13 protein-coding genes are annotated in these 14,749 nt (G+C 69.2%); 8 read left to right on the forward strand and 5 right to left on the reverse strand.

Annotated elements, in window-relative coordinates; translation table 11 throughout:
* Nucleotides 1–36 precede the first annotated feature (36 nt).
* The 7 genes from AB0I69_RS17630 to metK all read left to right on the forward strand — a co-directional run bounded on the left by AB0I69_RS17630 (nucleotide 37) and on the right by metK (nucleotide 6,327).
* A complete protein-coding gene (locus AB0I69_RS17630) occupies nucleotides 37–1,143 on the forward strand; it encodes a quinone-dependent dihydroorotate dehydrogenase (protein WP_363096522.1) in 1,107 nt (368 codons plus the stop codon).
* On the forward strand, nucleotides 1,140–1,985 hold the full coding sequence (gene pyrF, locus AB0I69_RS17635) for an orotidine-5'-phosphate decarboxylase (protein WP_363096523.1): 846 nt from the start codon (nucleotides 1,140–1,142) through the stop codon (nucleotides 1,983–1,985). The genes AB0I69_RS17630 and pyrF overlap by 4 nt, the downstream gene beginning before the upstream one ends.
* Before the next feature lie 289 nt (nucleotides 1,986–2,274).
* Complete coding sequence (locus tag AB0I69_RS17640; protein WP_019059734.1) at nucleotides 2,275–2,598, forward strand: integration host factor; 324 nt, start codon at nucleotides 2,275–2,277, stop codon at nucleotides 2,596–2,598.
* Between the two features lie 59 nt (nucleotides 2,599–2,657).
* Nucleotides 2,658–3,251, forward strand: a complete 594-nt coding sequence (gmk, locus tag AB0I69_RS17645) for a guanylate kinase (protein ID WP_363096524.1) — start codon at nucleotides 2,658–2,660, stop codon at nucleotides 3,249–3,251.
* Between the two features lie 40 nt (nucleotides 3,252–3,291).
* Nucleotides 3,292–3,564: a DNA-directed RNA polymerase subunit omega gene (rpoZ, locus tag AB0I69_RS17650; RefSeq protein WP_019059732.1), complete on the forward strand. Its 273-nt coding sequence runs from the start codon at nucleotides 3,292–3,294 to the stop codon at nucleotides 3,562–3,564.
* A gap of 112 nt (nucleotides 3,565–3,676) precedes the next feature.
* Entirely contained in the window at nucleotides 3,677–4,879 is a 1,203-nt protein-coding gene (gene coaBC, locus AB0I69_RS17655) for a bifunctional phosphopantothenoylcysteine decarboxylase/phosphopantothenate--cysteine ligase CoaBC (RefSeq protein WP_363096525.1), read from the forward strand.
* Nucleotides 4,880–5,118: 239 nt separating this feature from the next.
* Complete coding sequence (gene metK / locus AB0I69_RS17660) at nucleotides 5,119–6,327, forward strand: methionine adenosyltransferase (RefSeq protein ID WP_363096526.1); 1,209 nt, start codon at nucleotides 5,119–5,121, stop codon at nucleotides 6,325–6,327.
* A gap of 74 nt (nucleotides 6,328–6,401) precedes the next feature.
* On the opposite strand, the gene AB0I69_RS17665 is transcribed toward metK, so the two are convergent.
* The 4 genes from AB0I69_RS17665 to AB0I69_RS17680 are packed head-to-tail and all read right to left on the reverse strand — an operon-like array spanning nucleotide 6,402 to nucleotide 11,483.
* Complete coding sequence (locus tag AB0I69_RS17665; protein ID WP_363096527.1) at nucleotides 6,402–7,466, reverse strand: hypothetical protein; 1,065 nt, start codon at nucleotides 7,464–7,466, stop codon at nucleotides 6,402–6,404.
* A complete protein-coding gene (locus AB0I69_RS17670) occupies nucleotides 7,463–9,439 on the reverse strand; it encodes a hypothetical protein (RefSeq protein ID WP_363096528.1) in 1,977 nt (658 codons plus the stop codon). The genes AB0I69_RS17665 and AB0I69_RS17670 overlap by 4 nt, the downstream gene beginning before the upstream one ends.
* Entirely contained in the window at nucleotides 9,436–10,146 is a 711-nt protein-coding gene (locus tag AB0I69_RS17675; RefSeq protein ID WP_363096529.1) for a toll/interleukin-1 receptor domain-containing protein, read from the reverse strand. The genes AB0I69_RS17670 and AB0I69_RS17675 overlap by 4 nt, the downstream gene beginning before the upstream one ends.
* Before the next feature lie 35 nt (nucleotides 10,147–10,181).
* The gene (locus AB0I69_RS17680) at nucleotides 10,182–11,483 is read right to left on the reverse strand and encodes a helix-turn-helix transcriptional regulator (protein WP_363096530.1); all 1,302 of its coding nucleotides are present in this window, start codon (nucleotides 11,481–11,483) and stop codon (nucleotides 10,182–10,184) included.
* Nucleotides 11,484–11,747: 264 nt separating this feature from the next.
* On the opposite strand from AB0I69_RS17680, the gene AB0I69_RS17685 reads away from it, so the two are divergent.
* On the forward strand, nucleotides 11,748–13,901 hold the full coding sequence (locus AB0I69_RS17685) for a primosomal protein N' (RefSeq protein ID WP_363096531.1): 2,154 nt from the start codon (nucleotides 11,748–11,750) through the stop codon (nucleotides 13,899–13,901).
* A 281-nt stretch (nucleotides 13,902–14,182) separates the two neighbouring features.
* Here the strand turns inward: AB0I69_RS17685 and AB0I69_RS17690 are convergent, their stop codons facing one another.
* A complete protein-coding gene (locus AB0I69_RS17690; RefSeq protein ID WP_363096532.1) occupies nucleotides 14,183–14,734 on the reverse strand; it encodes a hypothetical protein in 552 nt (183 codons plus the stop codon).
* Nucleotides 14,735–14,749 lie beyond the last annotated feature (15 nt).

Genomic DNA, 14,749 nt, shown 5'->3' on the forward strand with positions numbered 1-14,749 from the left:
CACCGGAAACGGTGTCCCCCTCTTCATGAGGACACCATGTACAAGATCTTCTTCAATCTCGTCTTCAAACGGATGGACCCGGAGCAGGCGCACCACCTCGCCTTCCGCTGGATCCGGCTGGCCGCCCGCATCCCCGTGCTGCGTACGTTCGTCGCGGCAGCCCTCGCGCCCCGGTACGAGGAGCTGCGCACGGAGGCCTTCGGGCTGCGCATGCACGGCCCGTTCGGGCTCGCCGCCGGCTTCGACAAGAACGCGGTCGCGATCGACGGGATGTCGATGCTCGGCTTCGACCACGTCGAGATCGGCACGGTCACGGGGGAGCCGCAGCCCGGCAACCCCAAGAAGCGGCTGTTCCGCCTTGTGCCGGACCGGGCGCTGATCAACCGTATGGGCTTCAACAACGAGGGCTCCGCGGCCGTGGCGGCCCGCCTGGAGGCTCGTGAGGCGGTCTTCAAGACCGTCGTGGGCGTCAACATCGGCAAGACCAAGGTCGTCCCCGAGGAGGAGGCCGTCGGCGACTACGTGAAGTCGACCGAGCGACTCGCCCGGCACGCCGACTATCTCGTCGTCAACGTGTCGTCGCCCAACACGCCCGGGCTGCGCAACCTCCAGGCGACCGAGGCGCTGCGCCCGCTGCTCACGGCCGTCCGCGAGGCCGCCGACCGCGCGGTGACCGACCGCCGCGTCCCGCTGCTGGTGAAGATCGCCCCGGACCTCGCCGACGAGGACGTCGACGCCGTAGCCGACCTTGCCGTGGAAGTCGGCCTGGACGGGATCATCGCCACGAACACCACCATCGCGCGCGAGGGACTCGGTCTGAAATCCGAACCCGAGCTCGTCAAGGAGACCGGCGGACTGTCGGGAGCGCCGCTGAAGGCTCGTTCCCTGGAGGTACTGCGCCGCCTCTACGCGCGCGTGGGTGACCGCATCACCCTCGTCGGGGTCGGCGGCATCGAGAACGCCGAGGACGCCTGGCAGCGCATCCTCGCCGGTGCCACGCTCGTGCAGGGCTACAGCGCCTTCATCTACGAAGGGCCGTTCTACGCTCGCGACCTCCACAAGGGCCTCGCCGCACGCCTGCGCACGAGCCCGTACGCCACCCTCGCCGACGCGGTCGGCGCCGACGTAAGGAAGCCGGTATGAGCCCTCTCGAACCCTTCGGCGCACGTCTTCGCCGAGCCATGGACGAGCGCGGACCGCTCTGTGTCGGCATCGACCCGCACGCCGCGCTGCTCACCGAATGGGGCCTGAACGACGACATCGCGGGCCTGGAGCGGTTCAGCCGCACGGTCGTCGAGGCGCTCGCCGACCGCGTCGCCGTCCTCAAGCCGCAGAGCGCCTTCTTCGAGCGCTTCGGCTCGCGCGGGATCGCCGTCCTGGAGAAGTCCGTCGAGGAGGCACGGGAGGCCGGCGCGCTGGTCGTGATGGACGCCAAGCGCGGTGACATCGGCTCGACCATGGCCGCGTACGCCGAGTCCTTCCTCCGGAAGGACTCCCCGCTGTTCTCCGACGCGCTGACCGTCTCGCCGTATCTCGGCTACGGCTCGCTCGCCCCGGCGATCGAACTGGCCCGGGAGAGCGGCGCGGGCCTCTTCGTGCTCGCGCTGACCTCGAACCCGGAGGGCGGCGAGGTGCAGCACGCCGTCCGCGCGGACGGCCGGAACGTCGGAGCGACCATGCTGGCCCACCTGGCCGCCGAGAACGCGGGGGAGGAGCCCCTGGGCTCCTTCGGGGCCGTCGTCGGCGCCACCCTGGGCGACCTGTCGTCGTACGACCTCGGCATCAACGGTCCGATCCTCGCGCCCGGCATCGGGGCACAGGGAGCCACTCCGGCCGACCTTCCCGGGGTTTTCGGGAACGTGGTGCGCAATGTCGTTCCGAACGTGAGTCGGAGTGTTCTACGTCACGGTCCCGACGTGGGAGCGCTGCGGACGGCCTCGAATCGCTTCGCGGAGGAGATCCGCGTCGCCTTTGCGACCGTCTGAGGTGTTCGAACGGGTCGATCGAGTCCTCCGATGAGTGACTCGACGGGCGACTCCGGAGCGACTTGAGTCTGAATACATCCTCAAATCGGGGGCGTTATGTCGGAAATGTCCGGCCTGGCGCAGGCTGACCAGGACTTTTCCTCTGTTCTCGCTGACTCTGGCGCCCTTGGCCGCTAGTCTCCGAGCAGAGTTAACGGGCAAGCGTGTTGCTCGTAGCTCCCCAGGTGTGGGGCGACTAGGTTCCTCACCGGTCCGTATCCGACAGTTCGACATCCGAGGTGACGTAGGCGTGGCTCTTCCGCCCCTTACCCCTGAACAGCGCGCAGCCGCGCTCGAAAAGGCCGCCGCGGCTCGCCGGGAGCGGGCCGAGGTCAAGAATCGACTCAAGCACTCCGGCGCCTCCCTGCATGACGTGATCAAGCAGGGCCAGGAGAACGACGTCATCGGCAAGATGAAGGTCTCCGCGCTGCTTGAGTCCCTGCCTGGCGTGGGCAAGGTCCGCGCCAAGCAGATCATGGAGCGACTCGGCATCTCCGAGAGCCGCCGTGTGCGTGGCCTCGGCTCCAACCAGATCGCCTCCCTGGAGCGTGAGTTCGGCAGCACTGGTTCCTGAGTCCGGGTACTCCGGACCGGGAGTCCCGGGCACACCGGGATTGCTGGAATAATCGCTGCATGGCTGCAACATTCCGGGGGACGACCCCCGAGCCCCCGGACGTACGTCCGCGGCTGACCGTGCTCTCCGGCCCCTCTGGGGTCGGCAAGAGCACGGTCGTCGCCCATATGCGCAAGGAACACCCCGAGGTCTGGCTCTCGGTGTCGGCGACGACCCGTAAGCCCCGCCCCGGTGAGAAGCACGGGGTCCACTACTTCTTCGTCAGCGACGATGAGATGGACAAGCTGATCGCCAACGGCGAGCTGCTGGAGTGGGCCGAATTCGCCGGCAACCGCTACGGCACGCCGCGCGCGGCCGTGCTGGAGCACCTGGAGTCCGGCGTGCCGGTCCTGCTGGAGATCGACCTCCAGGGTGCCCGTCAGGTCCGCGACTCCATGGCCGAGGCCCACTCGGTGTTCCTGGCTCCTCCCTCCTGGGAGGAGCTGGTGCGCAGGCTCACCGGACGGGGCACCGAGCCGCCCGAGGTGATCGCCCGCCGCCTGGAGGCGGCCAAGGTCGAGCTGGCGGCGGAGCCCGAGTTCGACGCGACCCTGGTCAACACCTCCGTCGAGGACGTAGCGCGCGAGCTGCTAGCCTTGATGGAAGTTGTGTGATCGTTTTTCCGATCTCATCCCATCTTTCGGAAGGCAGAGCGTGTCCTCTTCCATCACCGCTCCCGAGGGCATCATCAACCCTCCGATCGACGAGCTCCTTGAGGCTACGGACTCGAAGTACAGCCTCGTGATCTACGCCGCCAAGCGCGCCCGTCAGATCAACGCGTACTACTCGCAGCTCGGCGAGGGCCTCCTTGAGTACGTCGGTCCGCTCGTCGACACGCACGTCCACGAGAAGCCGCTCTCCATCGCCCTGCGCGAGATCAACGCGGGTCTGCTGACCTCCGAGGCCGTCGAGGGCCCCGCGACCTGAGACGCAGCAGCTTTATCCACAGGCCCGGCAGCGACTGTCGGGCCTGTGGTGTGTCATGGAGTCGTACGGATCGCACGAGTCGCACGCACGTTTCCGAGTTCGGGGAGAGACGGTGGACAAGCCCAAGGTCGTTCTGGGGGTCAGCGGTGGTATCGCCGCGTACAAGGCCTGTGAGCTGCTGCGCAGACTGACGGAGTCGGGCCATGACGTCCGTGTCGTCCCCACCGCCTCCGCCCTGCACTTCGTCGGCGCCGCCACCTGGTCCGCGCTCTCCGGGCACCCCGTCTCGACCGAGGTGTGGGACGACGTCCACGAGGTCCCGCACGTGCGCATCGGCCAGAGTGCCGACCTGGTGATCGTGGCACCGGCGACGACGGACATGCTCGCGAAGGCGGCCCACGGCCTGGCCGACGACCTCCTCACCAACACCCTTCTCACCGCCCGCTGTCCGGTCGTCTTCGCGCCCGCCATGCACACGGAGATGTGGGAACACCCGGCCACCCAGGAGAACGTGGCGACGCTGCGCCGCCGCGGCGCCGTAGTGATCGAACCGGCCGTCGGCCGGCTCACCGGCGTCGACACCGGCAAGGGCCGGCTGCCCGACCCCGCCGAGATCTTCGAGGTCTGCCGCCGGGTGCTCGCGCGGGGCGTCACCGAACCCGACCTCAAGGGACGGCACGTCGTCGTCAGCGCCGGCGGCACCCGCGAGCCCCTCGACCCGGTCCGCTTCCTCGGCAACCGCTCCTCCGGCAAGCAGGGGTACGCCCTCGCGCGCACCGCCGCCGCCCGGGGCGCCCGGGTCACCCTGCTCGCGGCGAACACGGGACTGCCGGACCCGGCGGGCGTGGACGTCGTCCCCGTCGGGACCGCCGTTCAGCTGCGGGAGGCGGTGCTGAAGGCCGCCGCGGACGCGGACGCGGTCGTCATGGCCGCAGCGGTCGCCGACTTCCGACCGGCCGAGTACGCGACCGGGAAGATCAAGAAGAAGGACGGCCAGAACCCCGAGCCCGTCGTCCTGGTGCGGAATCCGGACATCCTCGCGGAGATCTCCGCCGACCGGGCCCGACCCGGACAGGTGGTCGTCGGGTTCGCCGCCGAGACGGATGACGTCCTCGCCAACGGCCGTACCAAGCTGGCACGCAAGGGGTGCGATCTGCTGGTGGTGAACGAGGTGGGGGAGCGCAAGACCTTCGGTTCCGAGGAGAACGAGGCGGTCGTGCTGGGCGCCGACGGCAGCGAGACCACCGTGCCCCACGGCCCGAAGGAAGCACTGGCCGAGATCGTGTGGGATCTTGTCGCGCACCGCCTGAACTGATTTGTTTCAGCCGTTTATCGGTTCGCTGAAACCTGACATTGGCGCGTGGCGCCTCTGGCCAACGGCACTCGCCATTGGGCAAAATGCGCGTGCCGCAGGTCACAGCACTTCCCGAGAGTCGAGACAGGGGGACCGTCTGTCGACCGCGACCGATAAACTGTTCTCGGACGACGTCGGGCGCAGCTCCCGTCCCGTCCGCCAATGATCAGCCAGCAGCCGCTGCAACCTCAGGGAGCGTTGTGTCCCGTCGCCTTTTCACCTCGGAGTCCGTGACCGAAGGTCACCCCGACAAGATCGCTGACCAGATCAGCGACACCATTCTCGATGCGCTTCTGCGGGAGGACCCGAATTCCCGGGTCGCCGTCGAGACGCTGATCACCACCGGCCTGGTCCACGTGGCCGGCGAGGTCACCACCAAGACCTACGCGCCCATCGCGCAGCTCGTCCGCGACAAGATCCTGGAGATCGGCTACGACTCCTCCAAGAAGGGCTTCGACGGCGCCTCCTGCGGCGTCTCGGTGTCCATCGGCGCGCAGTCCCCGGACATCGCGCAGGGCGTCGACACGGCGTACGAGAACCGTGTCGAGGGCGACGACGACGAGCTCGACAAGCAGGGCGCCGGCGACCAGGGCCTGATGTTCGGCTACGCGACGGACGAGACGCCGACGCTGATGCCGCTCCCGATCTTCCTGGCGCACCGCCTCGCCAAGCGCCTCTCGGAGGTCCGCAAGAACGGGACCATCCCGTACCTGCGCCCCGACGGCAAGACCCAGGTCACCATCGAGTACGACGGCGACAAGGCCGTCCGCCTCGACACCGTGGTCGTCTCCTCGCAGCACGCGAGCGACATCGACCTGGAGTCGCTGCTCGCCCCCGACATCCGCGAGTTCGTGGTGGAGGCCGAGCTGAAGGTGCTCCTGGACGAGGGCATCAAGCTCGACACCGACGGCTACCGCCTGCTCGTGAACCCGACCGGCCGTTTCGAGATCGGCGGCCCGATGGGCGACGCCGGCCTGACCGGCCGCAAGATCATCATCGACACGTACGGCGGCATGGCCCGCCACGGCGGCGGCGCGTTCTCGGGCAAGGACCCGTCCAAGGTTGACCGCTCCGCCGCCTACGCCATGCGCTGGGTCGCGAAGAACGTCGTGGCCGCGGGCCTCGCCTCGCGCTGCGAGGTGCAGGTGGCGTACGCGATCGGCAAGGCCGAGCCGGTGGGTCTGTTCGTCGAGACGTTCGGCACCGCCAAGGTCGACACCGACCGGATCGAGAAGGCGATCGACGAGGTCTTCGACCTCCGCCCGGCCGCCATCATCCGCGACCTCGACCTGCTGCGCCCGATCTACGCCCAGACCGCCGCGTACGGCCACTTCGGCCGTGAGATCCCCGACTTCACGTGGGAGCGCACGGACCGCGTGGACGCGCTGCGGAAGGCTGCGGGGCTGTAGGTCCTGCGCCATCAGGTGTTGCGAGGCCCGGTTTCCCTCTGGGGGAGCCGGGCCTCGTTCGTGTCGAACGGGGCCTACGCCTCGGTGACGGGTTCGATGTCGGTCGAGGGGCTGTCGGGATCGTCCCCGTTCCCGTCCCCGTTCTCGGCGAGTGGAACGGGAGGTGGGGCGAACAGCGTGCGGATCTCTTCCGCCGCGTCCGAGTCCTTGTCCTTGATGGCCATCGCCACCTGGTCGGCGATCATCACGCATTCGTCGTCACCGGGCGAGAAGCCCACCTGCCGCAAGAAGTCGGTGAACAGGTCGGCCGGTCCGCGTTCCGTCTCGGTGGCGGGTTCCTTCGGGAAGGCCTCCGGCACGAGGTGCCGGAACGGCTCGGCGACCTGCTCGTTGTTGGCGGCCGAGGTGAGCCGCGCGAGTAGCCCGATGTCCTTGACTGTCTTCTCCACCTGGTCGTCGTTCTTCGTCAGCCACCAGACGACCGCGCTTCCTGTGTCCAGCAGTACGTCGCCGCCCAGATAGGCCCGCCGGTCCTTCTCGTACTTGCGCTCGTGCCTCCAGACCTCCTCGTCCTTTCGGATGGCGGCGAGACGGTCCAGGCGGCGCTGGTCCTCCTCCGAGAGTGTGAGCACGACGTCCAGGGCCATCGCCCGGACGTGTTCGGTACGGTCCGGGTGCATCTCCGCCAGCGCGCCGCTCAGTTCGTGTTGAACCAGCGAGCTGCGGAACGGGTTACGCGACACCGTCACCTCCCGGGCGCGGGCGAGTATTGCCTCCACGGCCAGTCCCCCGTGATGGGTACCGGACTCCTGTGCGTACGGTTTCTCGGGGCACCACCGGATGGTCGCCGAGAGGAGGAAGTCGTAGTCGTCCATCGAACTGGGCAGCGCGACGCTCTTGATGAGCAGCTCGCGACGCTCCACCTCCGGGACCGGCGGCGCCGTCACGGTGTCGGGGAACAGTTTCCCCCGGTTCGCCCGCGCCGCCGAGAAGGTGGCCCCCGCCCAGGAAGCGCCCAGCAGGACGACAGCGATGGGCCAGGCCCATGGCGGCCAAACCACGTAGAGGCCAAGGATCAGGACGAGTATCGAACTGATCAGCATCAGGAAGACGGAAACGGTCTTCTGACCGGAACTCATGACGGAGCCTCCTGCGGCTTATTCCGCTGTGACATACGTGCGCGCTGGACCTCGCTGATCGCGGACAGGAGATGCTCCGTCTTGTCGACGGAGAGAGACGTCCGGGCTGTCAGATAGATCTGGCTGAGGGCGGGATAGTCGTCCGCTGCGGCGGTGATCAGCACATCGAGGGCATGACGGATGATCGCCGGATCGTCGGCCGTGTCCGCGGCAGTGATCCACCGCTCCAGGTAAGGGCGCCAGGTCTTGTTCTTGGCGTGCTGGAACACGTCGGTCCAGCACACCGTGAGCCAGCCACGGGTCGAGGAGCCCCGCAGAAAAGCGTGCGGCGGCCGGGTCGGCACGGTGGTGAGATCGAGGAAGAGCCGGACGTCGAACTCCCTGTGCCCGGGCCGCGTCGAAGGGAACACGACCAGGCGGTAGAGGAGGTAACGCAGCAGCCCCGGATCCTGCGCCACGAATCCCAGCAGTGCGTCACGAGCCGGACGCCGGCCGGGAGGTTCGCCCCGGGCCAGATGGTGCAGTCGGACCACGGCCTGCTCCGGGTAGTAGACCGACATGACCTTGAGGCACACCTCGATCAGGACCCTGCGCGGTCCGTCCGCCATCGTCCGCAGTGACCAGCGGTAGATCTGAACGCGGAACCCCAGACTGACCTCTTCGTTGCGAACCCCCCAACCGAGCAACTCGGCTGACGCCTGCAGATACGTCGACCGGCCATCCGATTTCCCCGCCCAATACCAGGCTGTGTCGAGGAGATCCGCCACCCCGTTCGTCGTCAGACACAACTCCGCGAAGCGGACGACCAGTCGCTCGTGATCGGCGGCGGGGAGTTCGGGAAGGGAGAGCACGCGGTTCACCCAACTCCGCAGCGGTTGGCGAAGATCGGGCATGTTCAGCCAGAAATGACGGCGCACGGCGTGGTCGTAACGCAGCTTCTCGAAATGTACGCAGGCCGACGTGTCGCGGGCCGCGCCCACCTTCCGCAGGCGCTCGGCAAGTCCTTTGTGCTCAAGGAGCGGACGGGTGTCGGACGGGATGCCGAGGATCTCCTGAAGGAGGACAGCCGCCCGGTGGATCGCGTCGGCGGGGGCGCCGTGCAGCATCGCAACCGTCAGGAGCAGGGCACGCTGGGCGCCTTTGCGTAGTTCGGGGACGAAGGAATCGACCTCCTCGGCGCGGGCGGTCCGCGCCGCGATCGCCAGTTCGCACCAGTCGGTGAAGGAGCCGTCGCCCCTGAGTGCCTCACGTGCCTCCAGGATGAGATCGGCCAGCCGTGCGAGTTCCCGCATGGGCGGACTGATGCCCAGATAGTCACTCAGCACCTGCGAAGTCGGCCGGGGCCGGCGAATGGCCACGCCATGAACTCGCAGGTGGGCGATCAACACCTCCAGGCCGTCGGGACGGTCGACCGTCTTGCGGTACTCGATGAAGTCCGCGCTCAACTGGTCGGCGTACTGATGCGGTAGCACTACCGCCAGGAACGCGCGCTTGTCCACCAGCGTCTTGTGAAAGCCCAGAAGTCTGTCGTGGTACTGCTTCCACAAGGTCTCGTTCACCGGCGACAGGTCCAGCAGCATCCGGTCCTCTTCCTCGACGAGATCGGGGGTGAGGATTTCGGGTGACTTTCCCTTCGCTACGGTGCTGATCTCGTGGTACCGGCCAGTGCCACGCGGCAGCTCTCGCAGTAGAACCCGGGCCGCTGTCGTCCTGCCGCTCCCTCGGGTGCCGTCGAGGAAGACGATGTTGTTCCGCTCCAGCGTGTCGTAGGCGTCATTGATGCCGGAGGGGCGGGTGAACCGTCGCTGGAGACGGAGCAACTGCTGTTCGGCGACCTGACGGGGAGGAGCGGCCGGTGACTCCAGGAGGCCTTCGCGCCCGGTGTTGACGTAGGTGATGTATTGGTCGCGGAAACCGCCTGTCGCTCTCGACTCGCCCGGTTCGTCGGCCGAGGAACCGGGCTCGTCGCTCATCGCTGGTCGTCCTCGGAGGGCGGTGTGGCACCGAAGTTCTGGCGGATGCCGCCGCGAATGTCCCTTTCCGCAAGGGTCGAGCCGGTGCCGTTCAGATGGACCTTTTTGGTGTGGTGACGGGAGTTGTCGGGGCCGATGCGGACGACATTGCCTGAGCCTCCGTCCGTCTGCACCACACGGGACTCGTGGAGATCGCCCGTGGCGTTGCCGGCTTCGGCGGGCGTCTCCGGCTGGGCGGCGGTGCGGTCCGCGGCTGCGAGTTCGGGGACGAGATCCGCGAGGGAGTCGCCGATGCGCTTGAGGTCGGCCTCGTCGTTCTGGTGGTCGTAGCGGAGGGTCTGGCAGCTGGAGAGCCACATGAGGGAGGCGGGCAGCTCGCGCTTGGCCGGCCGTTCCGTGCGGCGGCCGAGGAGGACAGGGATGACTCGGAGGTCGTAGCGGAACGCTTCCAGGATTTCCTTGGTGACCCAGTCCTCGTCCGTGCCGAGCGCGGGTTTGTCCATCCACTGATCGCCGATGAGGACGAGAATCACGGAGCTGCCGCGTACGTTCTTGATCAGGTCGTCGTCGAACCGTGTGCCGGGCTTGATCGACCGACTGGCGCGGTAGACGTGTTCGTCGCCGAAGCGGACGCGGAGCGCGTTGTCGAGCGTCGCCGCGGCCTGTTCGCCGTCGTTGGTGCGGTAGTTGATGAAGATTTCGGGCATGACCAAATCACCTCTCGGCCTGGGGACGGTGCCGGTCAGAGTTCCGGCGGGGTGAGGGAGGCAGCGAGCGAGGACGCTACGGCCCGGTAAGCGGGATGACGGGGGTGCCTGGCGAGGACGCGGGCGAGGCGACGCAGGTCGGTCGCTATGGTCTCGGAACCCACACAGGCGGTATTCCGCACCAGACGACTGGTGAGCGCGCAGGCGTGATCGATTTCTCCGGCCAAGGCGTGGGCGAGAGCACGTCGGGCCCCGTACCGGGCCTGGGTCCGCAGGGCGTGCGCGGGAAGGCGGGCGCACTCCACGTCGAGAACATCGGCTGCCTCGCGAGGCCTGCCGAGATCCACGAGGCACCAACCGGTCACCATGGCCACCGGGTCGCCGAGGTGCGTGGGGCCGAGAACAGGGGTGTCCGCCTCGGGCGCTTCGGCGGCGGCCGACCCGAACAGCACGCGGGCCTGGTCGAGACGGCGCATACAGGCGTCGTAGTCCCCGTCGAGGGCATGTCCTTGGGCCGCGCGCTGCGCCGCCAGTGCGCGAATACGAGGTGCCAGGCGGCTGCTCAGCGCGCCTTCCGCGAACTGGACGGTGTCGGCCGACTCCCCCCGGTAGTAGGTGATCAGAGCGCGCCGGACCAAGGCGTACGAGGCCAGTTGACGGTCGCCGGCCGACTCGGCGATGTCCACGGCGTGGCTGGTCCACCGCATGGCGGCCACTTCGTCGCCCGCTTCCTGCGCCATCCAACCGGTGAACTCCGCGAAGCGTGCCGAGAGAGACAGCAGGCTCTGACCTGTGCGACCGCCGGTTCCCGCCGCCAACTCGGTGAGCGCGCTGGTCTGTTCGGCCAGTGTCGGCAGCATGGCTCGCGGCGGTGACACCTGGCCGATGCGGCGATACTGCCCGAAAAGTCTGCGGTAGGCGTCGAGCAGGGGCTGGTCCGTGGCGGCGGGCTGAAGGAGGCGGGCGGCTCCGATCTCGAACGCGGACACCGCGCCGGCGGTCATCAGCTCGCGACGTGTCGGCGACGGCCAAGGGGTGTGGCCGGACTGTTCGTTCGGCTCGTCTCGTAGAGCTCGTGTCGGGGCGGGGGCGGGGAGCTGAACGGTTCGGCGACGGCGGCCGCGTGCGGGAGCGAGCGCGGCCAGAGCGCCGCCCGCGCCGAGCACCGCGTCGCACGGGCGAGCCAACTCGGGCGTCGCTCGTTGCTGACCGGTCTCCACCTTGCTGATCTGGCTCTTGCTGTAGTGCACCGCAGAAGCGAACTGTGCCACCGTGAGTCCGGCGGCGATGCGTAAGCGGCGCAGTTCGGCCCCGAACACAGATGGCTGCTCCACCATGTGATCCCCCTCATGCCGACGCCGCCGATGCGCTGGACCGCCCGTCGTCGCGTCCAGCGTCGGGCGTGCGAGGCGGAGCGAGCAAGACCGTCGGCGGAGTTTCCTGTTTCCAGTTCTGGTACCGGATGCGAAGCCTGCTTCGGGTCCTGGACCCCGAGTGGTCGAGCGGCCGAATGTGGAAACGCCTGGGGACGTAAGCGATCCGAGGCCGTGATGATCTCGGGCCGACCTCGGTTGTCAGTCGCGTTTGGTAAGAATGCAGGCGTGAGCAGCGAGGACGGGGACCGGGGCAGCGGGGCGGAGGGTGCGCCGCCTGAGCAGCTTGCGCTGATTCGGGAGAGTGTGCGGCAGGCGAAGGGGTCGAAGGCGAAGCCGCGGACGTGGCGGGGGGCCGCGCTGGCCGGGGAGTTGCCGGTTGCGCGGGTGCTCGTCGACAAGGGGGTGCTGCATCTTGATCGGTACTTCGACTATGCCGTGCCGCAGGAGCTTGACGCCGACGCGCAGCCCGGGGTGCGGGTGCGGGTGCGGTTCGGGGCCGGGCGGCATCGGGTGCGGGACGGGCGGCGTGAGGGCGGGGGGCTGATCGACGGGTTTCTTGTCGAGCGGCTTGCCGAGTCGGATTACTCCGGGCCGCTTGCCGCGCTGGCTCAGGTCGTGTCGCCCGAGCCTGTGCTGAGTGAAGAGTTGTTGGGGCTTGCTCGGGCCGTTGCCGATCGGTATGCCGGGAGTCTTGCCGATGTGCTGCAGCTCGCCGTGCCGCCGCGCAGTGCTCGCGCCGAGCAGAAGCCGTCGCCCGCGCCGTTGCCGCCGCCTGAGGTACCCGAGGCGGGGTCCTGGGGGCGGTACGAGCGGGGGGCCGGGTTCCTGGAGGCGCTGGCCTCGGGGGGTGCGCCGCGCGCGGTGTGGAACGCGCTGCCGGGGCCCGAGTGGAGCGAGGAGATCGCTCGGGCCGTTGCCGCGACGCTCGCCTCCGGGCGTGGGGCGCTCGTCGTCGTACCGGACGGGCGGGCCGCCGGGCGGGTCGATGCCGCGTTGACCGCGCTGCTGGGTGAGGGGCGGCATGCGCTGCTCACCGCCGACGCCGGGCCCGAGAAGCGGTATCGGCAATGGCTGGCCGTGCGGCGGGGGTCCGTGCGCGCGGTCGTCGGGACGCGGGCCGCGATGTTCGCGCCGGTACAGGATCTGGGGCTTGTCGCGATCTGGGACGACGGGGACGGGAGTCACAGCGAGCCGCACGCGCCGCAGCCGCATGCGCGGGAGGTGTTGCTGTTGCGGGCCGCGTTGGACAAGTGCGGGTTTTTGTTGGGGAGTTGGAGTTGCACGGTGGAGGCCGCGCAGCTCGTGGAGAGTGGGTGGGCGCGACCGTTGGTCGCGTCGCGCGAGCAGGTGCGGGGGGCCGCTCCGCTCGTACGGACTGTGGGGGACGGGGACTTGGCGCGGGACGAGGCCGCTCGGGCCGCGCGGTTGCCGACGCTGGCCTGGCAGGCGGTGCGGGAGGGGTTGAAGCACGGGCCTGTGCTGGTGCAAGTGCCTCGGCGGGGGTATGTGCCGCGGATGGCTTGCGCCCAGTGTCGGGCCGCCGCGCGGTGTCGGCACTGTGCGGGGCCGTTGGAGGGGCAGGACGCGGGCGTTCTGCGCTGTGGGTGGTGCGGGGTCGAGGAGAACTCCTGGCACTGTCCCGAGTGCGGGGGGTTCCGGTTGCGGGCTCAGGTGGTGGGGGCTCGGCGGACCGCGGAGGAGTTGGGGCGGGCGTTTCCTGCGGTGCCGGTGCGGACGTCCGGGCGGGAGCAGGTGCTCGACACTGTGCCGGGGACGCCTGCGTTGGTCGTGAGTACGCCGGGGGCCGAGCCGGTTGCCGACGGCGGCTATGCGGCGGCGTTGTTGCTGGACGGGTGGGCGATGCTCGGGCGGCCTGATCTGCGGGCCGGGGAGGATGCGTTGCGGCGGTGGATCGCGGCGAGTTCCTTGGTGCGGGCGCAGGGGGGTGGGGGGACCGTGGTGGTGGTTGCGGAACCTACCTTGCGGCCTGTGCAGGCGTTGGTGCGGTGGGATCCCGTGGGGCATGCGGTGCGGGAGCTTGCCGAGCGGGCCGAGTTGGGGTTTCCGCCGGTGTCTCGGATGGCTGCGGTGGCTGGGGTGGCTGGGGCTGTGGCGGAGTTTCTTGCTGCTGTTGAACTGCCGCCTGATGCTGAGGTGTTGGGGCCGGTTCCGGTGTCGGCTGCTATGGCAGGGGGGCCTCGGCGGGTGGGGGGACCGGGTGTGGGGGAGGAGTGGGAGCGGGCGTTGATTCGGGTGCGGCCGGGGAGCGGGAGTGCGTTGGCTGCCGCGTTGAAGGCTGCGCAGGCTGCTCGGATGGCTCGGGGTGGGGGGGATGTGGTGCGGGTGCGTGTGCGGGTGGATCCGCCGGATATTGGGTGAGCCTCGGCCTTCGGCCTCGGATTGTCTCCCACCCGCGCACCGCCCGTTCACCGTTCGTTGGGAAGTGGGCCTTTGCCGTGGGGGTTCTCGCCGTTGGCGGTCGACTGTGCGTAGTTCCGGCATGCGGCTGCGGCGCACCGCCCGTTGGCCGTTCGCCGTTCGTTGGGAAGTGGGCCTTTGCCGTGGGGGTCCTCGCCGTTGGCGGTCGACCGTGCGTGGTTCCGGCATGCAGCTGCCTCCCGGTCTTTGTCCGGGAGGCAGACAAGGTTCGTTCGGGGAGGTCAGCCGTTGCGTGGGCCCGGGAAAGCCGTTGGCCTGGCCTCGTCGCGGAGGGTGGGGCTGCCTGCCGTCGGCTGGGTCGGCATGGAGCGGGCCGCGGGGACCGTCGGCATGGTGGGCATCGTCGGGAGGCCGGTGTTCACGGCCACCGGGCGGGTGCTCGCCGCCTCGGTCGTGCGCTCGGCGTCGGCCGCCGCCTGGGCAACGGCGCGGCGGGCGCCGTAGCGGCGGTGTACCGCCTGCTTGGTGACCCCGAGGGCCGAGCCGACCGCGTCCCACGAGAAGCCGAGCGAGCGGTCGAAGTCCACGGCAGCCGTGACCAGGGTCTCGACACTGTCCCGCAGCTCCTGCGCGAGACGGACCGTCGGAGCGGGGGCGCGCCCGTAGACGACGAAGCCCGTGGACGGGCCGGAGCGGCGCGGGCGGTAGACGTTGCCCAGCTGGGCGGTGAGCGTGCGCAGTGCGTCCACCTGCCGGCGGACCCGCTCGATGTCCCGCACCAGCAAGTGCAGGCTGGCCCGAGCCTGGGCGTCGTGGGTTGCGTGGTCGGCCATGAACAAGCCTCTCGA

It is taken from the genome of Streptomyces sp. NPDC050508 (assembly GCF_040655155.1).
In the GTDB taxonomy this organism is placed as follows: domain Bacteria; phylum Actinomycetota; class Actinomycetes; order Streptomycetales; family Streptomycetaceae; genus Streptomyces.